This window comes from Myxococcaceae bacterium JPH2 (assembly GCA_016458225.1).
GTDB lineage: Bacteria > Myxococcota > Myxococcia > Myxococcales > Myxococcaceae > Citreicoccus.
This window is the reverse complement of the sequence record JAEMGR010000019.1, coordinates 127,472-151,855: the sequence shown is the minus strand read 5'-3', so window position 1 is coordinate 151,855 and position 24,384 is coordinate 127,472. Positions and strand designations below refer to the sequence as shown.

Below are 24,384 nucleotides of genomic sequence, written 5' to 3'. Positions count from 1 at the left end.
GAGTTGCGCTAGGCTGGGATGCGCCATGCGCGTGTCCCTGCCGCTGTCCGCCTGTGTCTCGGTCCTCGTCCTCCTCGCGCTCCCCGCGTGGGCCTCCGGGGCCTTCGTGTCGGAGGTCCCCGAAGACGCGGTGGAGCAGCCCGAGTCGAAGACCGTCGTCTTCACCGTGGAGCCCGGCGTCTCCTATCCCCTCATCAAGAAGGGGGGCCCCAATCGCGCGTGGTGCAAGCTGAAGGGCCCCACCGCCGAGGGCTGGGTGCGCTGCGATGGCGCACCGACTCCGGACGTGACGCCCTCCGTGGGCGCCAAGGCGCTCGTGGCCGCGGACCATGCGAACTCCGCGATGCAGGGGTCCGGGCAACGCAGCCCCGCGGCCGAAGAGAAGCGACAGGAGCCTTCCGCGCCCCCGAGCTGGAAAGGCGCCACGGGCTGCGCGACGACGTGCGAACACGCGCCCCTCTTCACGGCACCTCCGACGCTCTCCCCGTTGGACCGGGAGGTGCTCGACATGTGCCCCGCGCGCCCGGACGTCAGCGTGAGCGCGGGCGACGTGCAGCGCTTCTTCGCCCGGCACCATGATGACGCGCGGATCCAACGCGCGCTCTCCGCCGCGGGTCGCGCGGGCTCGAAGCAGGCGGACATCGAGTGGCTCACGAGCCTCTGGGTGAGCACCGGCCCGCGCAATGCCTTCACGCACGTGTTCTGCGGAGACGACTGGGAGCGCGGCCCCATTGGGGGACTGCACTTCCTGCCGAGGTACGCGCAGCTCGAGGCCGAAGGAAAGCTTTGCTACGGCGGCCCGGCGCGCGGCGGCAATGCCCTCCAGGGTGGGCAGTACCGCATCACCTTCCGGGGCGTGGCGCCGTGGTCCTGCGGTGAGAAGCGGATGGGCGGCTTCCAGCGCACGCAAGACGCCGTGAGCATCGCGGCCATCGGGACGCGCGCCTTCGTCCGGTGCTGCGCGCGCGGTGGCGCGAAGAAGGAAGGCGGCGTGTACAGCGCACCGGACCTCGGTGGCTCGGCGTGGCGCATCTGGTGTGGCACGCGCAACGGCACCTACGGCATCGCGTCGCTCTACCCCACCGACGAAGCCCCGACCTGCTCGGAGTGAGCCGGGAGCGCGCCGCCCCACCCTCGCGGGGGACCGGCGCGCGCCACGGTCGAACTACTTGCTCGGCGCCACCGTCAGGCGAGCACCCGTCGAGTAGGCGGTGAACTCCGGCGCGTACATGGACTGGACCGTGGCGGGGCTCACCCGGAACGTGCCGGCCATGTTGGCGCGCAGCCGGTACTTGAAGGTGTACTCACCGGCCGGCAGCCACTCGAAGAAGAAGTTCGTCCCCGAGTCGCGCGTCTCCTCGTACCAGACGATTCCCAGGTCCCACTTGTGGCGGGACTGGGCGTTCTCGGGCTCCAGGCCGGCGGCCCGGGGGTCTCTCAGGTGCACGTACTCCGCCGCGTGCTTGGCGCGCAGGGACAGTTGCACCTCCACCTCGTCACCGGGCTGGAGCACCGCGCCCTCCTCCAGCGGCTTCAACGTGGCCTCGCGGCCCTCGTGCACTCGGCGGAAGTAGCGACGCGACACGTGGAAGAAGTCCCCGCGCTCCTCCTCGGGCAGCTTCTCCGTGGAGAAGCTCCACGTCGTCGAGGCGAACGCGAAGCCCGGCGTCGTCTTCTCCACCACCGTCGTCGCGGTCGCGGCGGAGACCTCGGGGCCCTGGAGCACGACCTGGTTCTTCTTCCCCGTGTACTCCTCGGGAGAGAAGGCCATCTCCACCACCTTCGGCCCCACCGTCACGCGGGCATCCTCGCGCACGCCCAGCGCTCCTTCCGCCTCCAGGTACTTCACGAGAGCGTAGAGCGCCTCCGCGGTGGCGCGCGTGGACTTCCAGTGGTTGAGCTTCTTGTCGAGCAGCAGCCACTGCACCAGTCCGTCGCGACGCGCGTCCTTCGGGCGCAGCTCCATCAGCGTGCCCAGCGCGAAGGCGTGGGACTCGGTGGTGTCGTTGTACCAGAGCCAGCCTCGGTCCTCCGGAGCCCAGTACGTCCCGAGTTCCTCGCTCGTCTTCGCCGAGTCCATCACGCTGTCCCAGACGCGCTGCGCGTCCTTCTCCCGCCGCGAGCGGTGCAGCGTCAGCGCGAGGTAGCCCTTGAGGTACGGCGAGTGCTCCTTCCAGTGCTTGAAGCTGAAGTCGAGGATGCGCTGGCGCTCGGCGGTCGTGAGCGCTTGTCCCGTGTAGTTCGAATCCGGGTACGCCGAGGCCGTGTAGTTGAGGAACGTGAGGAACTCCCAGCCCGTGTCCTTCTTCATGAGCTTGCTGGCGTACTCCTCGCGGAAGTGCCGGGCCAGGTAGCCCCAGGCGCGCTGGGTCATGTCCTGCGGAACCTCCACGCCGTACTCCATCGCGCGCGACAGGCCGTGCACGATGTACAGCGTCATGTACGGAGACGGCGGTCCGCCCGGCCACCAGGGGAAGCCGCCACTCGAGGTCTGCGACTTGACCAGTCGGTCCATGGCCGCCGCGCGCTCCGCGTTGGCCACGCGGGGATCCAACACGCGCACCAGCTCGCCCTCGGACTCTTCGCCCCCCCGAGCCGTCTGCAGCCAGGGCGTCTCCTCCAGGGCCATCTTCCGGTTGGGATCCACCGCGTCCCAGGTCTCGAAGCGGGTCGGCCGCTGGCTCAGCTTCTTCGCCATCGTCGCGACCGCGGGATAGCGGCTGTACAGGCTGGAGAGGATGCCCGACGACACGAAGCGATTGAGCGTCTGCTCCGTGCACTCGTAGGGGTAGTTCACCAGGTACGGCAGCGCCTGGAGCGCGGAGTAGAAGAGCTGCGTGTCCACCGTGACGACCAACTGCTCGTTCACGCGCGAGGGGTCATCTGCCTTGCGCAGATCGTCGAAGGTCATCACCTTCTTGTCCTTGCCGTGCAGCGTGACGAAGCGCGACTGCGCCAGGTGCATGCGGCCGGGCAGCACGGGCAACGGACGCAGCTCCCCGTCACTGAAGCCCGCCGTGCGGGCCACGACGCGGAAGGCCACGGGACCCACCCGCGTGGGCGTGGTGAGCGCGAAGCGCAGGTGCGTCCCCTTGCCGGGCGCCACGGTGAACGACTGGCTCGGATTCGAGACGCCGAAGTCCGCGAGCAATCCCTTCTGCGTCTCCGGATCCAAGATGTCGAGCGTGAGGGTGCCCTGCTGCGGCTGCGTCGAGGCGTTGTTCACCACGACCTCCAGCACCGCGCTGTCGCCCTCGCGCAGGAAGCGCGGAACGTAAGGACGCACCATGAGTTCCTTCACGCTTCGCGTGGTGCGCTGCACCGAGCCGCCCTTCAGGTCCCGCGTGAGCGCGTGCACCCAGACGCTCCAGGCCGTCACCGAGTCGGGGACGGTGAACTCCAGGGACGCCGAGCCGTCCGGCCCGGTGAGCACCTGCGGAATCCAGAAGGCCGTCTCCTCGAAGCGAGAGCGCATCGCCACCGCGGGCGCCGCCTGGGCGGACGCGCCGCCGGCCGACTTGGCGTTGGTCGCGACAGCCGATTCATCCCCTGCCAGCGCGGCGGCACGCGACTCCTCGCGCACCTCCCCAGGAGGCGCGGGAGGAGGCGGCGGAGCGCCCGGGGCGCGCGCGAACTCGGAATCCGCCGAGCGCATCGCCTTTCGGCGAACGCCTCCCAGGGTGCCGCTGACGAGCCCGCTGTACCGCTGGCCCGGACCGCCGATGCCATACCCCTCCTCGAAGCGCAGCCGATCCGGCTCAGGAGGTGACCAGGAAGGAATGCTCCCCAGGCCCGAGTCGAAGGCCCAGGACGCGGACATCTGCCCCAGCGTGGAGCCAAAGCCCACCCACCCCGCGCGCTGCGGGTACAGGTCCGCGACGGCGGGCGGCTGGTGCGGGCCAAACAGGTCCAACGACTGATCGTACATATAGGCGAGCAGCTCGGCGGCGCCCGCCTCCACCTTCGCGCCCTTCGGCCCCTTCACGCTCACGCGGAAGGTCTCCTTCGCGCCCGGGCGCAGCGTGTCCCGGAACGTGGCGAACTCGACGCTCAGCTCCTTGTTGTCATAGGGCACGAGCACCGTCTGCGAGGTGTGCATGAACTGCCAATCCCGCACCGTGGAGAGCACCGCCGTGAAGCCGCCACGGAGCGCCTCCGTCACGGGAATCTCCACCACGGCGGGTGACCTGCCGCCCGTCAGCTCGCGCCGCTCGATGCGGCGTTCGCCCTGGTACAGCTCCAGCACCATCGGCTGACCCTCGAAGCCGGAGAAGGCCAGCAACCGCGCGACCTCCCCCACGCGAACCGAAGGGTGCTCGAGCGACAGGAACGACGGGAGCGCGATGGGCGCGCGGTCCCCCGCGACCAGCAGCTCCTTCGCGGTGGTGAACTTCTGACCGAAGGCATCCAACGTCTCGTAGTGCAGACGGTAGGCGCCGGGCCGCAGCGCGGGCAGCTTCACCCGCGCCACGCCATCCGCGCCGTGCTGCACGTTGCCTTGCGCCTGCTCCGCGCCATCCGCCCACGCATGCAGGCTGCCCTCGGCCGAGCCGGGCTCGGCCCACCGCGGGCGCAGGGCATCCCCCGGCGTGGGTGTCACCACCACGTCGGGGTCCTTCGTGTCGACCGCCGTCGCGGGAGTCATCGGCTCCTCCGCGGGCAGCACCGGAGTCGCGGGCTGCTTGAGCGCCACCAGGCGCCAACGTCCAGCGCCCGCGAGCGGCGTCCCATCCAACGTGGAGCGCATGAGGCGCACCTCGGGGGTCGATCCCTCGCGGATGAAGCCCTCGTCCGTATCCACGCGCCCTTCGACCGCGACGAAGCCCAGCCGGAAAGCGCGACTGGCCGAGCGCGTCTCGCCGCCCTCGTCCGTCGCATCGGCCTCCACGCGATACCGCCACGACAGCTCAGGGGAGCGGGCCGAGCGCTCATCCGCCTCGGGCGTGAAGGTGACCTTGAACGAGCCATCGTCACCCAGCGCGGACGTGCCCGACGCCACCACCTGCGGCTGCGTATTCACGCGACCGAAGCCGCTCCAGAACCACCACCAAGGGAGCACAGGCTCGCGCGACACACGCCAGCGCACCGTGCCGCTCGCCACGGGCAGGCCGAAGTAATAGCGGGCCTCGCCCTGGAATGTGGCCGGCCGGTTGAGGCGCAGCGAGCCGTCCGCGTCCTTCAGCGTCACCTCGAACGTGGGCCGCTTGTACTCCTCCACGCGGATCGTCGCGGTCCCGGCGGGATCCGTCGACACCTGCCATGCCCCCAGCACGCGGCCCGTGGGGATGGTGAACTCCCCCGCCACCGAGCCGAATCCGTTGGTGCGCACCTCGCGCGTCTCCACGACCTGGTAGTTGGGATCCATCAGGGACACCGTCACCCGCGCATCCGGCTGCGTCTGATAGCGCGCCTGATCTCCCCGGCCCCTGAAGGACACGACCTTCCACGACACCTTCTGGGTCGGGCGGTAGATGCTTCGGTCGGTGAACACCAGCGTGCGCAACTCATCGGACTCGGGCGGCCGCTCCTGCTGGAACGAAATGCTGCCGAAGTTCACCAGCGCATCCGGCCCACGTCCGGCGACCAGGAAGAAGCCTCGGAACTGGAGCCCCTCGGGCGACTCGAAGGTGGCCTCGCCCCGAGGATCCGTGCGCCGCGTCGCCACCTCGCGGAAGCCCTGACGGTAGTCCGCGAGCACCAACCGCAGCTCCACCTCCGAGACGGGCTTCCCCGTCGCGCCGTCCACGACGCGCGCGCTCAAGCGCGTCCCATTCTCCATGCGCGAGATGAGGACCCACGGCGTCACCGTGAACGCGACGCTCAGCACCCGATTGCCCTTCGCCTTGAAGTCCTCGCGAGCAGAGGCCGCGATGACATAGGTCCCTGGCTTCGTCAGGGGCGGCGCCACGAACGTGCGGTGGTCGCGAAAGTCCGTCGTCGCGGGCAGCGCGGTGCTCCACGTGGCCACGGGCCGCTGCGTCTCGATGAGGTGCCGCAGCGAATCCCCATACGGCAGGAGGTTGTAGTCATCCACCTTGGAGAGCTGCTTGTCGACGTCGAGCGCGAACGCGCGGAAGTACAACGTGGGGAGGTTGCGATGCGTGACTTCCAGCGAGCGCTTCCCCGCGCCATCCGAGCGCATGGCCTCGAGCGCGTAGGTCGGCGCCTCCATGGACTTCTGCAGCGTCAGGCACCGCTCGCCGCCCACAGACTCCGGATAGGCCGCGGCGCACTCGGCCGCCAGCGCATGCGCGCGCACGCCGTGGTCCGCCGCGTTCTCGAAGTCCGCGAGCTGCCCCTGCCCCATGGCCCACCACGCGGTGTCGCGGAAGCCGGGCAAAAACGCGGCGAGGTGACGGCGCACGCGCGCCTTGTCCTCGGCCTCGCTGAAGTTCGAGTGGAGAATCTCGTAGCGCTTCAGCCGGGCCTCCAGCGTCGCCTCGCGCCGCCCACCCGCGCGGTGCCACGCCTCCAGGTCCCCCAACAACGAGGTCACCTTCACCAGCGGATGGACCGCGGGGTCCAACATCGCCACCGAGGGCGACTGCTCCAGCAGCGTCTTGGGGTCCAACCGGAACACCTCGTTGGATTGGTCGGGGAGCCAGTTGCTGCTGTCCGCCAGCAGGCCCACCCACAGGTACGTCACGGCGTCGCGCAGCGTGGAGCGGATGCCAGCGGGGTACGTGTTCGGCTCGATGTACTCGGCCAGCGCCTTCACCGACTCAGCGCCCAGCGCCTCGCGCTCCTTCCAGACGTCCGCATAGGCGCGGTTCGCCTCGGTGAGGATCTGCGCGTGTGTCCAGGACTTGAGGTCCACGGGACCGGTGGAGGTCACCTGCTCACGCTGGCGAACCTCCCAGCTGTAGGCGCTCGCATAGGTGACGAGCGCGTTCGCGTAGACGAGGTTCAGCGTCGCGCGGGACAGCACGCCCTTGGGCCAGGGCTGCTCGCGAAGGAACCGCACCGCCGTCTCGTAGCCATGCAGCGCCGTGCGCAGCTGCACCGTGCGCACGAGCGCGCGCGTCCACTCCGCTTCATCGGCGCGGGCCTTGGCCTGAGCGAGCCGGGCCTCGGTGCCTTTGGCCGCGGCCTCCAGCTTTTGATCCCGGACCTGTTGCTCGATGGTCCCCCACGTCGGAGGGGCGCCCCCCTGCGCCGCAGCAGGCGCCGAGCACAACACGAGCAAGAGGAGAGACAGCGTCGAGACGAGCGCCCCTAGGCGCGGGAATTCGAACATGGCCGGCACTCTAGACGCTGCCGGGCCCTCGTGCGTTCCCTCGCGCGTGTCACGTCGCGGTCGCGGGCGGGGCGGCGCGTCGGCGCAGACCCACGACGTAGACCTCCATGCTGGCGCCGCGCGTGGCCTCGGGACGAATGATCTTCACGTCCTCGAAGTGCGTCCGGACATCCGCGCGGAACTGCTCGAAGTCACCGCCCATGAACACCTTCGCCACGAACGACGAACCGGGCCGCCCCCGCGTCGCCGCGACCTCCAGTGCCTTGCCCGCGAGCCGCAGGCTGCGCGCCTCGTCCGTGGCCTTGATGCCGCTCGTCTTGGGCGCCATGTCGGAGATGACCGCGTCGAAGGGCCCGTCGTACATCGCCGCCAGCTTCGCGTCGAAGTCGTCCGCCAGCACGTCCAGCACCGCGGTCTGCACGAACTTCTGCGAGAACGGACGGATGGCGACGATGTCCACGCCGATGATCCGCCCCGTGGGGCCCACCACATCCACCAGAATCTGCAGGAAGCCGCCCGGCGCGGCCCCCAGGTCCAACACCGCGCCGCCCTTCTTCACCACGGGCAGGCGCTTGAGAATTTCATCCACCTTGAAGGCGGACCGCGCCCTCAACCCTTCTTGCTTGGCTTTCTGGAAATAGTGGTCTTTAGGACGGTAGGGCTTGCCCATGGCAGGAGCGGTCCCTACCATCCGCTACTGTCTTCGGAAAGCCGGAGCAGATGCGGGTGTCCGCACCCGCGCAACGGACGGACTTCCGGAGGGGTGATTTCATGGGCACCCGGAGCGTGACAGCGGCGCTGTGCATCTCGCTTCTCGCGGGCGGGGGTGCGGCCTTCTGCTACGTCCGTGCCGAGGCGCTCCAGTCCGAGGGGCGCTGGCTGATGGCCCGAGGCAGCGCCCAGGCCACGGAGTACGCGCAGCTGCTGGACGGCACCGTGGCGGACGCGCAGCTCAAGACCTTCACGGAGCGGCGCGTCGTCCTGGAACGGGCGGCACTCTGGCAGCGGGGCACGCTGCTGGGCATCCTGACCGCGGTGCTCTCGGCGCTCGGCGCCTATGTGCTGTTCCTCCTCAAGCGCCTGGACGAGCAGCTCCAGGACGCCGCCGCTCCCCTGGCGCCGGAGCCAGAGGACCCGCGAGCGCCTGCCCGGGCGTTCACGCCCAGTCCCCAGCGCTGAGTCCCCCGCGTCGCGCCGCGGCTCTGGCAGGATGCGGCCCGCCTCGTCCAGGAGGGACCATGCCCGGCTGCGCGCACTGTGGACGCCCGCTCGACATCATCGCGAATCAGGTGGGCCGGCGAGATACCTGCCCGGGCTGCGGGGAGGACCTGCGCTCGTGTCGCAACTGCCGGCACTTCGACCCGACGGTCGCCAAGGCGTGCAAGGAGCCCTTCGCCGAGGTGCCCAAGGACAAGGACGAGGCGAACTTCTGCGAGCTGTTCCAGCTCGGCCAGGGAGGACTGCACGTCAAGGAGAGCCGCGACGCCTTGCTGAACGCGGCGGAGTCTCTCTTCAAGAAGAAGTGACGCCTGCCTGCCGGGAGGGGGAGTTGAACTCGAAGGCCCGCCCCCGGTATTCGGTGCGGCCATGTCGCCCGATACATCTCCCGTCGACTCGCCCATGGGCGCCCGCTGCGCGCGCCACGAGGACCTCCCCGCCATCGCCATCTGCGGCCGTTGCGGCAGCTACGCCTGCTTCGATTGCAGGCGCCTCGGCTATGACTCCGGCATCTACTGCGTGGGCTGTGCGCCGACGCACCAGCTGGCGGAGCGTGGCGCCCGCTTCTCCGCGAACCTCATCGACCAGATCGTCGTCTATGCCCCCCTCCTCGTGCTGGGAATCCTGGGAGGCATGTTCGGTGACGAGGAGAGCGCGTCGGTCGGGCTGATCCTGCTGGGCATCCTCGGAACCCTGGGCGCGCTGGTGCTCCAGTGCGTGCGCGTCCATCAATCCGGGCAGAGCATCGGCAAGCGCATGATGCGGATCAAGGTGGTGCGCATGGACGGCAGTCGCGCGGACACCGCGCGCATCATCGTCCTGCGCAACGTGATTCCGACCTTGGTGGGCTCGTTCTGCAGCGTGCTCAGCATCGTCGACCCGATGTTCATCTTCGGCAACGAGCGCCGGTGCCTGCACGACCTCATGGCCGACACCATCGTGGTGAACGTGGACGACTGAGTCAGGGCGTCACGGCCGCCGCGAACTTCCGCTTCCCTTCCTTGAGGGTCAGGATGACGGCGGGCTTCACGGGGTTGCGGCTCGCATCCAGCGTGAGCGTCCCCGTCGCTCCCGGGAAGTCCTTGGTGGCCGCGATGGCATCCCGCAGCGCGGGCCCGGAGAGCGAGGGCGCGCGCGCCATGGCCGCGAGCACCACCTTCGCCGCGTCGTAGCCCAGCGCCGACGCGGCCTCGGGGAAGCGGCCGTAGCGGGCCCGGAACGCGGTGATGAAGCGCTGCAGCTCGGGCGCCGGGTTGTCCTCGGCGTAGTGCGAGGAATAGTACGCGCCATCCACCGCGCCCCCCGCCAGCTCGAAGAGGCGATCGGACTCCCACCCATCTCCGCCCAACAGCGGAACCGTGAGCCCCAGCTCACGCGCCTGCCGCGCGATGACGCCCACCTCGCTGTAGAAGCCCGGCAGGTAGATGGCCTGCGGCTTCGTCTTCTTCACCGCGAGCAGCGGCGCGCGGTAGTCCGTGTCGCCCTTCGCATAGCTCTCCACCGAGACCACCGTGCCGCCGCGCTTGCGGAACGCCTCGATGAAGGCCTCGCTCAACCCGAGCGACGAGGCGTTCTTCGCGTCATGGAGCACGGCCACGCGCTCCAGCCCCAGTTGCTCGCGCGCGAAGCGAGCCATCGCACCGCCCTGGAACGGATCGATGAAGCAGGTGCGGAAGATGTAATCCCCCTTCTTCGTCACGTCGGGGTGCGTGGAGGACGGCGTCACCATGGGCACGTGCGCCGCCTGCGCCGCGTCCGCGATGGCCAGTGAGCCCGAGGACGTCACGTCCCCGAGGATGACCGGCACCGCGTCCTGCGTGAGCAACCGCTTGGCCGCGGCCACGGACTCCTCGATGCGGCCTTGGCTGTCATAGGAGCGCAGCGCCACGGGGCGGCCTCGAATCCCGCCCGCCGCGTTCGCCTCCTCCACCGCGAACCGGATGCCATCCAGCACCACCGTGCCGAAGGCGGCCTCGGAGCCCGTGAGGCTCCCGATGGTGCCGATGAGGATGGGCCCCTGTTCAGAGGGAGTCCGCTCGGCGACGGGGGCGGGCGCGGGGGCCGCCTCTGACCCGCGCGCGGACTTCTGCTCGCACGACAGCGAGCACAGCGCGAGCACCGCGAGGCACGAGACGAATCGGGACATGGCGAGCGAACTCCGGTTCATGGTTCCTCTAGAGCATCTTGCCGGGGTTGAGCAGCCCGTGCGGATCCACCGCGCGTTTGATCGTCTCATGCAAGCGCATCGACGTGGGCCCCAGTTGCACACCCAGGAACGCTCGCTTGAGCGACCCCACGCCGTGCTCGCCCGTGATGGTTCCCCCCAAGCTCAGCGCCGCCTGGAGGATATCGTCGAAGGCCTGCTTCGCGCGCGTCAGCGCCACCGGGTCCTCGCGATCGAAGACGACCGTGGGGTGCATGTTCCCATCGCCCGCGTGGCCAAAGGTGCCGATGAGCACCTGTCGCTCCTCGGCGATCCGCTCCACCGCCGCGAACAGGTCCGCGATGCGCGACAGCGGCACGGCCACGTCGTCCAGCAGCGTCGCCCCTTGATGCTCCAGCGAGGGAAAGGCGAAGCGACGCGCGCCCATGAGCAGCTCGCCCTCGGCCTCATCCGCCGTGCTCAACACGAAGGTCGCGCCCGCCCGCTCACAGCTCGCGCGCATCTGTTCAATTTCCGCCACTCCCTGCTCACCGCCCGCGTCCGAGCGCGCGAGCAGCAGCGCCGCGGCCTCGACATCCAGCCCCATGGGCTTCCAGGCCTCCACGGCGCGCACGGTGGCGCGGTCCATGAGTTCGAGCAGCGAGGGCCGCGTCGCGCGCATGATGTCCGTCACCGCCGTCCCCGCGGAGACCAGCGTGGGGAATGACGCCACGAGCGTGGTGGCGCGCGGCGGACGAGGACGCAGCCGGAGCGTGGCCTCGGTGATGATGCCCAGCGTGCCCTCGGAGCCGATGAACAGGCGCGTGAGGTCATAACCCGCCACGTTCTTCACCGTGCGGCCGCCGGTGCGCACGACGGAACCATCCGCGAGCACCACCTCCAGCCCGAGCACGGAGTCTCCGGTCACGCCGTACTTCACGCAGCACAGGCCGCCCGCGTTGGTGGCCAGGTTGCCGCCAATGGACGAGAACTCCCAGCTCGCGGGATCCGGCGCATACCAGAGCCCCTGCTCCGCCGCCGCCGCCTTGACCGCGCCATTGAGGACACCGGGCTGAACGACCGCCACCATGCCGCTGGGGTCCACCTCCAGCACGCGATTCATCCGCGCCAGCGACAACACGATGCAGCCGTCGATGGCGTTCGCCCCACCCGACAGCCCCGAGCCCGCGCCCCGAGCGACCACCGGCACGCGCCCGGCCGCCGCCACGCGCAGCACCGCCTGGACCTCCTCCGTCGTTCTGGGCCGCACGAGAACCCGCGCCTGCCCCGAGGGCGCCCACTCGGCCTGGTCGCGCCGATGCGCCTCGAGGACGTCGGGGTCGGTGACCCACCCGTCGGCGGGAAGCACGGCCGCCAGCTCTCGCACCAGGTCGAACGCTTCCATCAACACGAACCTCTCGCAGTCATCGCAGCCTCAACGCGGCGCCCTCCCCGTCTCATCCCCATCCGGGAGAACCACCACACGTTTCCTCGCCCTGCCTCGCGGACGCGCGCGCCAGCAAAGCGCGGGACCCCCACGACGTCCAAGCAGAACTCCGCGCGCGAGCCCCTTGGCAAGATTCATAATCGCTTATATTATTCTCGTATGAAGGCGGGACTTGGCACGCAATTGCGACACCTCCTGGAGCTGCTCGATGGCGCCGTCGAAGAGGCCTACTCGCAAGAGGGGATCGACTATCGCCCACGCTTCACCCCCATCATGCGCGCGCTCATCGAACGAGAGCCCTCCACGGTGGGGCAGATCGCCATGACCGCGGGCATCACCCAACCGGCCGTGACCCAGACCGTCGCGCTCATGGTCAAGGCGGGGTTGGTGGCCGTGAAGTCCGAGGCCGATGACCGGCGTCAGCGGATGATCCACCTGACCAGCAAGGGGCGCACGATGCTCCCTCGGCTCCAAGCGTGCTGGCGGGCCACCTCGGGCGCGGCGGAGGAGTTGGACGCGGAGCTGCCCATGGCCCTGTCCCAGGTCCTGAAGCACGCCATCGCGGCGCTGGAGGCAAAGCCCTTCGGTCAGCGCATCGCGGAGGCCCGTCAGCGGATTGCCCCCGCCGTCACGAAGGACAAGCCCGCCTCGGGCGCCCCCGAGCCCACCGCGCGACGGCCGTCCAAGCGGGCCTGAAGGTCCGCGCATCACCCACCGCAAGCAATGAACGTAGAATGTGGCCCGCTTCCTCGGAGACGGGAGCGGGCCGCGCCACGCCCGAAGTATCTCTCCACCAGGAGTGCCTCACGATGAGAAGCCTGTTTGTCGGAAGCGATGGCGTGCGCAATGGATGGCGGGTGGCGGGATGGCTGCTCATGACCGTCGCCGGTATCGCGAGCCTCTTCTTCCTGCGCTCACTGCTGCCGGACTCCGTGCGCCCCTTCGCGTCGCAGCCCGCGCTCGCCTTCTTCGGCGTGCTCATCCCGACGTGGGTCTGCGTGCGGAGGGAGCGCGACACGCTGTCCGCCCGAGGCTTCAACGTGAGCGCGCGCACGGCGCGCGAGCTGGGGCTCGGCATCGCGGGCGGCATGGTCGCCGTGGGCACCGTGGCCCTGTGCGGCCGCGCGCTCGGAGGCTTCCACTGGACGTGGTCGCCCAACGGCTCCGTGCTCACTGTCCTGGCGAGCGCGGGGACCATGCTCGCGGTCGGCCTCTTCGAGGAGGCGCTCTTCCACGGCTATGCGTTCCAGCGAGCCATCCGGGGCCTGGGGCCGCGCTGGGCACAGCTTCTCATCGCCACCTGCTTCGTCCTCGCCCACCCCTTCGCCGGTGAAATCGAGCGGAGCGTCCTCATCATCGCGATGATCAACACCTTCCTCGCGGCCCTCATCTTCGGCGCGTGCTACCTGCGCACCCGCAACCTGGCCGTGTCGGTGGGCGCCCACATGGGCTGGAACTGGCTCCTGGAGTGCCTCGGCTTCGGCGTGAGCGGCCACGCTCCGAAGGGCCTGTGGATGGCCGTCTTCGACGGCGCGCCCGAGTGGCTGACGGGCGGGAGGTATGGCCTGGAGGGCTCGGTCATCACCTTCGGCGTGCTGGTCGTCATCTGCGGCGCGGTGATGCGCTGGAAGGCCCCCCGCACGGAGACCATCGCGAGCGCATCCCCCCAGCCCGCCGCGTAGTCTTGCGGGTGCCCGGAGTCCGCTCCGGGCACCTGCGACTCAGAAGCCGTACAGCTTGGAGATGATCTCCTTCATCACCTCGGAGGTTCCTCCACCGATGGTGATGAGGCGAATGTCGCGCCACATGCGGGCGATGGGCGTCTCCTCGATGTAGCCCATGCCGCCGAAGAACTGCTGGGCGTCGTAGGCCACGCGCTGGGCGAGATCTCCGGCGAACAGCTTCGCCATGGAGATCTCCTTCACGGGGTCCTTCTTCTCGTTGAAGAGATCCACCGCGTGGTACGTGAGGCGCCGCGCTGCTTCGATGGCGGTCAGGTGCTCCACGAACTTGTGGCGCCACACCTGGAACTTGATCAGCGGCCGGCCAAACGCCTCGCGCTCGGTTCCATAGCCCAGGGCGTCTTCAATCATCCGCTCCATCGCGGCCACCGTGGTGATGGCCCCCACCAGGCGCTCGCCCTGGAAGTTGGTCATGATGGAGTAGAAGCCCTCGTTCTCCGTGCCGAGCACGTAGCGCGCGGGGATGCGGCAGTCCTCGAAGTAGAGGATGGCCGTGTCCGAGGACAGGTTGCCCACCTTGTCGAGCTTCTTGGAGACGCTGAACCCCTTCACGTCCGTGGGGAACGTCACCAGCGAGATGCCGCCATAGCCGGCCTCGCCCGTGCGCACCGCGAGCGTGATGAAGTCCGCGCGCGTGCCGTTGGTGATCCACATCTTCGAGCCGTTGATGACGTAGTCGTCACCATCGCGCCGCGCGGTCGTCTGGATGTTCGCCACGTCCGAGCCGCACCCCGGCTCGCTCACGCCCAGCGCGGCGATCTTCTCGCCCTTGAGCGCCGGCTCGAGGAACTCGCGCTTCTGCTCGTCCGTTCCAATGTCGTTGATGATGGGCGTGGCCATCTGGCTCTGCACCAGGAGCGCCATGTTCACGCCCGCGTTGCGGCTGCGGCTCAGCTCCTCCGCGAACGCCGTGACGTACCAGTAGTCCAGCCCGCTGCCGCCGTACTTGGGGTCGTGGTTGATGCCCAGGAACCCCAGGTCGCCACACGTCTTGAACAGCTCGCGAGGGAAGATGCCGGCCCGGTCCCACTCCAAGCCGTGGGGCGTCAGTTCCTTCTCCACGAAGGCGCGCACCGTCTTGCGAAACGCCTCGTGCTCCTCGGTGAACGGGTTCAGCATGCGGCTCCTCGAGCAAGATTGATTCTTGAATCAATAACAGGCGCTTGGGGGACCCACAAGCACGGCCCATACGTCCCGCCCGGCGGAGTGACGCCCGCCGTTCAGGGAGGTGTTCGGTTCGCTGGTAGGCAACCTGGCGCGGCGCGGAAATGCATGAGGTCGAAGATAGTCCGCACTCCGGAGTATCTTCTTGACAGACAGTCGAGGTTCCGTAGTTATACGCGCCAAGAGACTTGGCAGCCGGCAGCCGCCTTCCCCGAGGAAGGTCAGGGCCCGGCAGGAGCGCGGAAGCGTGAATCAGCGAATCTGGGTGGCCGCCGTGGTGGCCGTGGCGTTGTCGACGGGGTGTGCGAAGGCGGACGCGGAGAAGGCGAAGCTGCCCGAGGCGCAGGGTTCCACCGCGCTGGGCGTCAAGGCCATCACCCCCTCCACGGAGCTTGACGCGAACGTGACGCGGGTGACGGGGCAGGTCCGCTCCAAGCAGGAGGCCACGCTGAGCGCCCAGGCCACCGGCACCCTCTTCAAGGTGAACGTGAAGGTCGGGGACCGGGTGAAGAAGAACGACACCCTGGCGGTGCTGGACACGTCCAACGTGCGCATCGGGGTGGAGCAGGCTCGGGCGGCCAAGGACATGGCGGACGCGGCGCTGCAGCTCGCCACGAGCAGCCTGGAGCGCACCCGCAAGGTGGCCGAGTCCGGTGGCGTCTCCGCCAGCGGCATGGACCAGGCGGAGATTGGCCAGAAGCAGGCGGCCGCTCAGGCGGCCCAGGCCGCCGCCGCGCTGAAGATGGCGGAGGAGAACCTGCGCGACATGTCCATCCTGGCGCCCTTCGACGGCGTCATCACCGCGCGGATGAAGAACGTGGGCGACACGGTGGCGATGATGCCGCCCACGCCGGTCTTCTCCATCGTGGACGACAAGGGCCTGGAGGTTCGGCTGCTGGTGCCCGAGTCCGTCATCGACAAGGTGCAGCTCGGCCAGGTCACCCCCGGCACCGTCAACCCCAGCGGCATGCGCTTCGAGGCGAAGGTCGCCAACGTGGGCGCGGTGGTGGACAGCACCAGCCGCACCGTCGAGGTACTCGCGGACGTGACGGGCACCACGCCCAACCCGCTGCGCCCCGGCGCGCTCGTGGAGATGGACTTCTCCAAGGGCAGCAACTCGGCCGGCCTCTTCCTGCCCGCGCAGGCGGTCACCGCCCGAGGCCAGGACGGCTTCGTGTGGGTGGTGGAGGACGGCACCGTGCACAAGCGCGACGTCCGCGTGGAGCGCGTGCTGCCTGGCTACGTGCGCGTGCTGCAGGGGCTGAGCGCGGATGACCGCGTGCTCGCCGACTCGTCGCTGGACGTCAAGGACGGCTCCGCCGTTCGCGTGGTGCAGTGACGTCCTTCTTCCTTCTGGACGCGGTCCGGCCGTCACGCGTGGCGGCCCCGCGCCTCACTTCCTTTCTGGAGTCCTGGGTATGAGCCCGCTCAAGACATTCATTGCCCGACCCATCTTCACCGCCATGCTCATGGCGGCGGTGGTGGTGTTCGGTCTCTATGCCTATCCGCGCATCGGCGTGGATCAGTTCCCCGACGTCGACTTCCCCGTCGTCACCGTGACGACGGTGCTCCCCGGCGCCGACCCTGAGTCGATGGAGAAGAACGTCTCCGATCCACTCGAGGAGGCGCTCAACACGCTCAACGGCGTGGACCAGCTGCGGTCCATCAACCTGGAGAGCGTTTCGCAGATCATCGTCCAGTTCAAGCTGGACACCAAGGTGGACGTCGCCGCGCAGGACGTGCGCGACCGCGTGCAGGCCACGCTGAGCAAGCTGCCGAACGAGGTCGAGACGCCGGTGGTCGAGAAGTTCGACATCGGCGCGGCGCCCATCATGACGCTGGCGCTCGCGGGTCCGCTGCCCATCGAGGAGCTGACGCGCGTCGCGGATGACGTGGTGAAGCCCGCGCTCCAGCGCAACGGCGGCGTCGGCAGCATCGACATCGTCGGTGGCCGGGACCGCGAGATTCAGCTCGTGGTGGATCCGAACCGCCTGCGCGGCTACGGGCTGGCCATCAGCGACGTGAGCCAGGCCGTCAAGGCGCAGAGCCTGGATGTCCCGGGGGGGCGCACGCTGGAGAGCGGCCGCGAGCGCGTGGTGCGCCTCACCTCCGAGGTGAAGAACGTGGACGAGCTGCGCGACATCATCATCGCCAGCCCCAACGGCGCCCCGGTGCGCGTGCGTGACGTGGCCGAGGTGGTGGACGGTCCCGCCGAGGCCCGCTCCGGCGCCAAGAGCGACGGCCGCACCGCCGTGGCCATGGTGGTCCGCAAGCAGTCCGGCTCCAACACCGTGCAGGTCGCCGAGGCCGTCAAGGAGTCCCTTTCCGACCTCAACACCCTGCTCCCCTCGGGCGTGCGGGTGGAAATGGTGACGGACAACTCGCGGTTCATCCGCTCGTCCATCCACGCGGTGCAGGAGGACCTGGTGCTCGGCGGCGTGCTCGCCGTGCTCATCGTGCTCGCGTTCCTTCGCAACTGGCGCTCCACGCTGGTGGCCGCCATCGCGCTGCCGGTGTCGGTGGTCGGCACGTTCGCGGTCATGGCCGCGCTCGGCTTCACCTTCAACATGATCACCATGTTGGCGCTGACCCTCTCCATCGGTCTGCTCATCGACGACGCCATCGTGGTCATCGAGAACATCGTCCGGCACATCGAAGAAGGTGCCCGGCCGATGGAGGCCGCGCAGGAGGGCGCCGGTCAGATTGCCCTCGCGGTGCTCGCGGTGACGCTGGCCATCGTGGCGGTGTTCATCCCGGTGGCCTTCATGGAAGGCATGATCGGCAAGTTCTTCTACCAGTTCGGCGTGACGGTGGCGGTGGCGGTGCTCATCTCCTACGCCGTCTCCATGACGCTGACGCCGATGCTGTCGTCGCGCATGTTGAAGGCGCACGCGCACCCCACCGGCCTGAGCGCGGCGGTGGAGAAGGTGCTGGTCGCCACGGAGAACGGCTACCGCAACATCCTCGCGGGCATCCTCAAGCGCCGCGCGCTGACGATGATCGTCGCGGTGGCGGTGCTCTTCTCCACCTTCGCGCTGGCGCGCTTCCTGAAGTTCACCTTCATCCCCGAGCAGGACAACGGGAACATCAAGCTCGCGGTGGAGCTGCCCATTGGGTCCACGCTGCAGGAGACGCAGGTCGAGCTGGATCAGATCTCCAAGCAGGTGAAGGCGCTGCCCGGCATCGCCTCCACCTTCTCCACGGTGGGCGGTGGCGTGCAGGAGGAAGTCCACAAGGGCGAGGTGCTCGTCAACCTCGTGGACGTCAAGGAGCGCGTCTACAAGCAGAGCGAGCTGAAGTCGTACCTGCGCAAGGTCGTCAAGCCGCGCCCGGGCGTGAACGTCACCGTGCAGGACATCTCTCCGGTGTCCGGTGGTGGCGCGCGCACCCAGCAGGTGCAGTTCAACCTGCGCGGCGACAACTGGAAGGAGCTGACGGCCGCCTCCGAAAAGGTGCGGCAGGCCATGCTCAAGAACCCGGGCCTGACGGACGTGGACATCACGTACCGCTCCGGCAAGCCGCAGTACGACGTGCAGGTGGATCGCGACCGCGCCGCCACGCTCGGCGTGCCCGCCGCGGCCCTGGGCAGCACGCTGCGCGCCTTCCTCGGCCGCGACAAGTTCCTCGACTACCGCGAGGGCGGCGAGACGTACGAGGTGAAGCTGCGCCTGCCTCCGGAGACGCTCGCGTCCGCGGACGCGCTCGGTCAGCTCACCGTGCGCGCGCCCTCGGGACAGCTCGTGGAGCTGCGCAACCTGGCGCGCATCATCCCCGCGGATGGTCCGGTGCAGATCGACCGCCAGCAGCAGAAGCGGCAGATCACCCTGCTCGCCAACCTCGCCAGCAACTACTCGCTCAGCGAAGCCATCAACTTCATGAACAGCTACGCGAGCAAGGAGCTGCCCAAGACGATCATCCACGACTTCGAAGGCAACGCGAAGGAGCTCGGGAAGTCGGTGGCGGCGTTCGGCACGGCGCTGCTCCTGGGCATCATCCTCATCTACATGATCCTCGCGGCGCAGTTCGAAAGCCTGGTGCACCCGTTCACCATCATGCTGTCGCTGCCCTTCGCGTTCATCGGAGCGATTGGCGCGCTGCTCATCACCGGCCAGTACATGTCCATGTTCGCCCTCATCGGCATCATCATGCTCATGGGCCTGGTGGTGAAGAACGGCATCCTCTTGGTGGACTTCACGCTCCAGGTTCGTGAGAAGGGCAAGACGGCCCACGAGGCCCTCCTGGAGGCCGCGCCGGTCCGTCTGCGCCCCATCCTGATGACGACCATCGCGATGATCGCCGGCATGGTGCCGGTCGCGGTGGCCAAGGGCGACGGCGCCGAGACGCGCGCGCCCATGGCCATCACCATCATCGGCGGCCTCATCACCTCCACGTTCCTCACGCTGGGCGTGGTGCCGGTGGTGTACTCGCTGCTGGATCAGGTCGCCGGGAAGTTCAAGCGGCGAAAGAGCACGGACGTGGCGCCGGGAGGCGCGCATCCCGCGCCCGGTGGACAGGAGGCTGAGCCCGCAGTGGCCCGCGTGGAGACGGCCTGATGCGCCGGCCGGCCTCCCCACCTCCCGCTTCCGAGGAGCGCGACGAGCGCCCTGACGGAGCGGGAGGCAGCGAGGACACTGACGACAACGCCGCGAACGAAGCACTCGCGGCGCTGTCGAGCCAGTCTCCCACGCCCGACTCCCGGCGCATGCTGACGCTGTTGATGGACTTGGGGCGCTTCCGCTCACTGCGCGACCCACTGGCCAGCATCTGCGAAGACCTGAACCTGACGCCAACGCAGGTCCACGCGCTCGTCTGGTTGGGCCATGACGGGCCCATGCATGTTGGCGTGCTCGCGCAGCGCATCGGCATCACCAAGAAGACCATCACCGGCGTGGTGGATCGACTCGCCGAGATGGGCACGGTGGAGCGCACGCGAGACACCGAGGACCGACGCGCCGTCGTCGCGAGCCTCACCGCCAGCGGCACGCAGCTGTCCGAACGCATCGCCCGCACGATGGACGCGGGCGTGCGGCAGCTGCTGTCGCTGATGGAAGCCGAGGACCGCGACGCCCTCTTCGGGATGCTCGAGCGGATCCTCGCACGCCTGCGGGCTCACCAGGCCGAGTGAGCCGAGGTGCGGGAATGGACGAGGGCTGACACACTGCCTCGTCCATGTCCCTCGCCGCCTCGACGCTCCTGGGCCTGCTGCTCGCTTCGCCCCCTTCCTCGCCCGCCCAGGCACTCCACGCGCAGTGCCGCGCGCGGGCGGCGGACCCGGGCCATCCGTGGGCGCTCGCGCATGGCATGGACCTGGATGGCAAGACCTTCCGCGCGCGCGATGGTCGCCTCGCGGCGGACGTCATCGTGGGGGACTTCCTGCACCGAGCCCCCGGTGACGCCGCCACCGCGGATCTCTTCTTCGACGCACGCACCGCCGAGGGCGTGCCCGTGGAGCCCCACCCCGCGCTTCAGGTGAAGACCCTGCTCCTGGCGGGCCTGCCCTTGTCGCGCAGCTTCTCCACGCGGGACGGCACCGTGACGTTGCACGCGCTGGTGGAGGACCTGAAGCGCGACTTCCGCCCTGCCCTCGCCCAGTCACCCGACGGAGCGTGGACGATTGACGCGCTGTCGCATGTGCTCTCCCCGGGCGACACGTTCCGAGATGGCGCGGGAGACGAGGTGCGCATCGACGCCGTCATGGACACCGCGCTCGGCACGCTCGAGGCCGCGCAAGCCGACCTCGCCGCGGGGATGAAGTCAGGACTGCGCGAAGTCCCCAAGCGAGGCCAGGGCATCTACGCGCACCCGTGCGGTGGGCTGCACTGGTTCCAAGCCGTGGCGAGCTGGGCGCGCTTCGCCTCGGTGCGCCGAGCGTGGGGCCGGCGGCTGGACACGCAGGTGGACGTGCTCCTCTACCGGCTGGACTCGGAAGCGCGCCAGTACGAGACCGCGCTCTCCGCCGAGCCCGCGTACCGTGTTCGACTCCTGTCCCAGATGGTGAAGTTCTACGGCCACCTGCTGGAGTCACTCGGGCGCTACCGAGACGAAGCAGGCTGGCGCCCCACGGCCGCACAAGCCAAGGCCGTGGAGCGAGCCCTCACCTACCTGGAGCGCGCCACGAGTCGCCTGGAGGCAACGGGCGCCTACCGCGACACCGACACGCTGGCGACAAGCGATCCCCAGCTCGCACTGGACCTCGTGGGCGATGCGTGTCACGCCGCACGAGGTTGGGACTTGTGGCAGCCGCGCGCCCCGAAATGACACGCGTCAGGAGTCCCGTCGCGCGCCCTTGGGCATCAGGCGCCCCAGGCCCGCTTCGAGCACCGCGCGGCCCGACGTGACGAGGCGACGGCCGCGCTGGCGCGCCACGAACATGGCCCCCAGCACGAGCCGCTCGGCGCGCATGCGCAGCAGGTCCGCGCGCAGCTCGCCGGGTGTCACCAGTCGGATGCGTCCCGCCTCGTAGGCCTCGCTGATGGCGCGGCGCTGGAGCTTGCCGCTGCTCGTCTTTTGAATCTGACCATAGCGGATGAAGAGCACGTCCTCGGGAGACACCGTCACGCCCACGCCGGACAGGACGGACTCGCACACGCGGCGACGGCTCTCCTGCTCGCGCTCCAGCGCGGAGGGGTGATTCACCTCGGCGAGCACCACGATCTTCCCCTTCACCTGGATGACCACGGTGCGGCCCGCGCGGATGAAGGGCAGCCGCTCCACGGCCTGCTCGAAGTCCGGCGAGAAGAAGCTCTGCCCGTTCACCTTGATGCGATCATTCACGCGGCCGGTGATGTACAGCTCGCCGTCCTGGACGAAGCCCAGGTCGCCCGTCGCATAGAAGCCGTTCTCACCCAGCAGGGGGCGCTCGTCCTGGTAGTAGGTCGCCGCCAGGGTGCCGCCCCGCAGCTCCACCTCTCCCATCTCGCGCTCGCCACACACGTGTCCGTCGTCGGCGCGCAGGCGCACTTCGAACTCGGGCAGGGGACGTCCCACGGAGATGGCGGACTGGCCGTTGGGCGCCATCACCAGGCGCGACTCCTTGCTCGGTGCCGCGGCCGCCACCATCAGCACCACCTCGGCCATGCCATAGCAGGGCATGAACACATCCCGCCGCAGGCCGTACGGCGCCAGCATGTCGATGAACGCGTGCATGTTGGGGATGTTGATGGGCTCGCTGCCCAGGTAGACCGTGCGCAGCGCGGACAGATCCAACTTGGCCAGGTCCTGGCGGTCCGCCTCGCGCAACGTCTTCAGCGCGTAGTCGATGGCGAAGTTGGGGATGACCGCGTGCGAAGCGCGCTGCGTGCTCAGTTGCTCGAGCCAGCCCATCGGATCCAACAGGAACGCGGCCGGCTGCGACTGGTGCAGATCATTGCCGCCCGTGAGGGTGGACAGGAACGAACCGATGAGCCCCATGTCGTGGTACAGGGGCAGCCAGCTGCAGCAGCGGTCCTCGATGCGCCGCCCGTCGTGCCGCGCGATGAGCCGCAGGTTCTCGCGCAGGTGGGCCTGGGTGATGGGCACGCCCTTCGGGAATGACGTCGACCCCGAGGAGAACTGCACGAACGCCAGCTCGTCCGGCGACACCTCGCGCAGGCGAGCACCGGGCTTGCGCGCGTTGGCTGGCGGCAGCGCCAGGCGCTCCAGCGACAGCGTCACCGAGGACAGGCTGGGCGCCTCGAGCACCCGACGCACGCCGTACCGCTGGGCGATGCGATCGAGGAACTCGCTGTACGTCACGCGGGGCGTGCTGAGGATGTACGGCTTCACCGACAAGGGCAGCGCGCCCAGTTCGAGCAAGCCGAAGAAGGAGAAGATGACTTCGGGCGAGGTCTCGAACGGGAGGATGACCTGCTCTCCCCGACGAACACCGCGCGCCTGGAAGTGCTCGGCGGCCGCGGCCACGCGTGAGGGGAACTCCCGGTAGGGAATGAAGAGGGGCGCGTGAGCGAAGTCTTCGTACAGGAACAGGCCCTTGTGGGCGTCCTGCGTTTCCAGACGCTGAATCAGTTCGAGCATGGTGCGCCTCCTCCCGACGACTCATCGGGGGTGGGAATGGCCACGCGCCGCATCCACTCCATCACGCGTGGCAGGACCTCCTCTCGCGCGCGCTCGCCGCGAACGAGGTCGAAGTGCCCGAAGTCCTTCGAGTGGCCGTGGGCGCGACCAAACGTGAGCAACTCCTTGCGCGACGAGCCCAAGCTGTCGACCAGCTTGCGTGCCCGCCGAGGCGAGGCATGGAAGACGTCCGCGGCCCCCACGCCCGCGAACACAGGCAGCGCCACGCGTGGCAGCGCCGCCCAGTAGTCGGTGGCACCGTCCAGGCTGCGAAAGGCTCCGGTGGGCGCCCAGTCAGAGAACTGCCGCATCACGCCCGCGGGCTCATCCGAGGGCCCCTGCTTCAGCGCTCGCGCGGGGAAGCGCCCCAGCACTCGGGACACCCACCGGGCGACCCCGAACTGGAGGCGCTTGTTCACGCCGCCCTCGCCAAAGTCATTCACCGCCGAGGAGAGCGTGCAGACGCCCGCGACCATCTCCTGGAGCTCCGGCGCCACCGCGAGCGCGGCGAGCACCGCGTAGCCCGCCATGCTGTGCGCCAGGATGAACAGCGGTCCCTCATGGCGCGCGCGCATCGCGCGGATCAGGTCCGGGATGTCGTCGCGCACGTAGGTGTCAAAGGACCAGTCCCAGGCGCGGCGCTCGGGCCAGCGACTCTGGCCGTGTCCGCGTAGCGAGGCCACGTCCACCGCGAAGCCCGCGTCCAGGAACGCGCGCGCGGGGCCCTCTCCGCTCGCGCTCAAGAAGAAGCGCCCGTCGGAGAACAACCCCGGGATGAAGAGAACAGCGGGCGCGCGCGCCCCCGGCGAGACATGCCGGACATGGAGCGCATGGCCCCCCCGCGTTGGCACCCAAGAGTCCTCGGCGGGCACGGGAGCGTGTCCGGGCGCAGCGGCAGTGGAGCTCATGACCGAACCCCTCCTTCACCTCCCGACCGCAGGGGCTCTCGCGCGGCGGCCAGGAAGTCCTGGAGCGAGCACAGGGTGCGAGACTGCTCGTCGATGAAGGCGACGTGGACCGAGGCCTCCACGGCCATCTGGCGGCCTCCCTCCGTGAAGACGCGCTGACGGAAGCACACGCGGTAGGTGACGCCGTCCTCCAGGTCCTCGGGCGGAGGCGCATCAATCACGGTGCGCACGCCCACTTCCTGGGGATGAATCTCGCGGCGGTAGTCGACCTCCACGCGAGACACCACGGGAAGGATGTGCGTGCGGTGGCGAACGCCGTGCAGCTCCATCCACGCCCAGCGCCCCGCTTCCAGGTACTCCAAGACGGTGGCGTTGTTGACGTGGCCCAGGCTGTCGAGATCGTTGGGGCGGACGCGCAGAGTCAGGATGGATTCGTCGAAACGCACGAAGGCCCTCGGCCGGTGGGAGAAGCG

Annotated in this window: 18 protein-coding genes; 10 read left to right on the top strand and 8 right to left on the bottom strand. The window is 69.2% G+C overall.

The features are described from left to right. Positions 1 to 25 precede the first annotated feature (25 nt). Positions 26 to 1,111, top strand: coding sequence for an EndoU domain-containing protein (locus JGU66_26085; GenBank protein MBJ6764261.1), 1,086 nt, complete (start codon positions 26 to 28; stop codon positions 1,109 to 1,111). A 54-nt stretch (positions 1,112 to 1,165) separates the two neighbouring features. On the opposite strand, the gene JGU66_26080 is transcribed toward JGU66_26085, so the two are convergent. Together JGU66_26080 and JGU66_26075 are read right to left on the bottom strand one after the other, a co-directional pair. Beyond that, entirely contained in the window at positions 1,166 to 7,237 is a 6,072-nt protein-coding gene (locus JGU66_26080; protein MBJ6764260.1) for a hypothetical protein, read from the bottom strand. Positions 7,238 to 7,286: 49 nt separating this feature from the next. Then, entirely contained in the window at positions 7,287 to 7,928 is a 642-nt protein-coding gene (locus tag JGU66_26075; GenBank protein ID MBJ6764259.1) for an RlmE family RNA methyltransferase, read from the bottom strand. Positions 7,929 to 8,008: 80 nt separating this feature from the next. Between JGU66_26075 and JGU66_26070 the strand changes: the two genes are divergently transcribed. The 3 genes from JGU66_26070 (at position 8,009) to JGU66_26060 (ending at position 9,415) form a co-directional block, all read left to right on the top strand. After that, complete coding sequence (locus JGU66_26070) at positions 8,009 to 8,416, top strand: hypothetical protein (protein ID MBJ6764258.1); 408 nt, start codon at positions 8,009 to 8,011, stop codon at positions 8,414 to 8,416. 59 nt (positions 8,417 to 8,475) lie between these two features. After that, positions 8,476 to 8,763 (top strand): hypothetical protein, encoded by a 288-nt coding sequence (locus tag JGU66_26065; protein ID MBJ6764257.1) that lies wholly within the window; start codon positions 8,476 to 8,478, stop codon positions 8,761 to 8,763. Between the two features lie 61 nt (positions 8,764 to 8,824). Next, positions 8,825 to 9,415 carry an RDD family protein gene (locus tag JGU66_26060; GenBank protein MBJ6764256.1) on the top strand — a complete coding sequence of 197 codons (591 nt, stop codon included), beginning with the start codon at positions 8,825 to 8,827 and terminating at the stop codon, positions 9,413 to 9,415. Between the two features lies 1 nt (position 9,416). Here the strand turns inward: JGU66_26060 and JGU66_26055 are convergent, their stop codons facing one another. Both JGU66_26055 and JGU66_26050 read right to left on the bottom strand, forming a co-directional pair. Next, positions 9,417 to 10,601 carry an ABC transporter substrate-binding protein gene (locus JGU66_26055; protein MBJ6764255.1) on the bottom strand — a complete coding sequence of 395 codons (1,185 nt, stop codon included), beginning with the start codon at positions 10,599 to 10,601 and terminating at the stop codon, positions 9,417 to 9,419. 28 nt (positions 10,602 to 10,629) lie between these two features. Then, positions 10,630 to 12,003 (bottom strand): FAD-binding protein, encoded by a 1,374-nt coding sequence (locus JGU66_26050; protein MBJ6764254.1) that lies wholly within the window; start codon positions 12,001 to 12,003, stop codon positions 10,630 to 10,632. A gap of 201 nt (positions 12,004 to 12,204) precedes the next feature. Here JGU66_26050 and JGU66_26045 point away from each other — a divergent pair, with 201 nt between their 5' ends. Both JGU66_26045 and JGU66_26040 read left to right on the top strand, forming a co-directional pair. Continuing rightward, complete coding sequence (locus tag JGU66_26045; GenBank protein ID MBJ6764253.1) at positions 12,205 to 12,741, top strand: MarR family transcriptional regulator; 537 nt, start codon at positions 12,205 to 12,207, stop codon at positions 12,739 to 12,741. Between the two features lie 113 nt (positions 12,742 to 12,854). Continuing rightward, positions 12,855 to 13,727, top strand: a complete 873-nt coding sequence (locus JGU66_26040; protein MBJ6764252.1) for a CPBP family intramembrane metalloprotease — start codon at positions 12,855 to 12,857, stop codon at positions 13,725 to 13,727. Between the two features lie 39 nt (positions 13,728 to 13,766). On the opposite strand, the gene JGU66_26035 is transcribed toward JGU66_26040, so the two are convergent. Next, positions 13,767 to 14,906, bottom strand: a complete 1,140-nt coding sequence (locus JGU66_26035; protein MBJ6764251.1) for an acyl-CoA dehydrogenase family protein — start codon at positions 14,904 to 14,906, stop codon at positions 13,767 to 13,769. Between the two features lie 292 nt (positions 14,907 to 15,198). On the opposite strand from JGU66_26035, the gene JGU66_26030 reads away from it, so the two are divergent. The 4 genes from JGU66_26030 (at position 15,199) to JGU66_26015 (ending at position 21,209) form a co-directional block, all read left to right on the top strand. Then, the gene (locus JGU66_26030) at positions 15,199 to 16,290 is read left to right on the top strand and encodes an efflux RND transporter periplasmic adaptor subunit (protein MBJ6764250.1); all 1,092 of its coding nucleotides are present in this window, start codon (positions 15,199 to 15,201) and stop codon (positions 16,288 to 16,290) included. A gap of 79 nt (positions 16,291 to 16,369) precedes the next feature. Beyond that, a complete protein-coding gene (locus tag JGU66_26025; protein ID MBJ6764249.1) occupies positions 16,370 to 19,504 on the top strand; it encodes an efflux RND transporter permease subunit in 3,135 nt (1,044 codons plus the stop codon). Continuing rightward, on the top strand, positions 19,504 to 20,076 hold the full coding sequence (locus JGU66_26020; GenBank protein MBJ6764248.1) for a MarR family transcriptional regulator: 573 nt from the start codon (positions 19,504 to 19,506) through the stop codon (positions 20,074 to 20,076). Before JGU66_26025 ends, JGU66_26020 begins: the two co-directional genes overlap by 1 nt. A gap of 44 nt (positions 20,077 to 20,120) precedes the next feature. Continuing rightward, positions 20,121 to 21,209, top strand: coding sequence for a hypothetical protein (locus JGU66_26015; GenBank protein MBJ6764247.1), 1,089 nt, complete (start codon positions 20,121 to 20,123; stop codon positions 21,207 to 21,209). A 6-nt stretch (positions 21,210 to 21,215) separates the two neighbouring features. Here JGU66_26015 and JGU66_26010 read toward each other — a convergent pair whose 3' ends face one another. From JGU66_26010 to JGU66_26000, 3 genes are read right to left on the bottom strand one after another with little or no spacing between them, the layout of a single operon-like run. Then, positions 21,216 to 22,964, bottom strand: coding sequence for an AMP-binding protein (locus JGU66_26010; protein ID MBJ6764246.1), 1,749 nt, complete (start codon positions 22,962 to 22,964; stop codon positions 21,216 to 21,218). Continuing rightward, entirely contained in the window at positions 22,952 to 23,911 is a 960-nt protein-coding gene (locus JGU66_26005) for an alpha/beta fold hydrolase (protein ID MBJ6764245.1), read from the bottom strand. The genes JGU66_26010 and JGU66_26005 overlap by 13 nt, the downstream gene beginning before the upstream one ends. Further along, positions 23,908 to 24,357 carry an acyl-CoA thioesterase gene (locus tag JGU66_26000; GenBank protein MBJ6764244.1) on the bottom strand — a complete coding sequence of 150 codons (450 nt, stop codon included), beginning with the start codon at positions 24,355 to 24,357 and terminating at the stop codon, positions 23,908 to 23,910. Before JGU66_26000 ends, JGU66_26005 begins: the two co-directional genes overlap by 4 nt. Positions 24,358 to 24,384 lie beyond the last annotated feature (27 nt).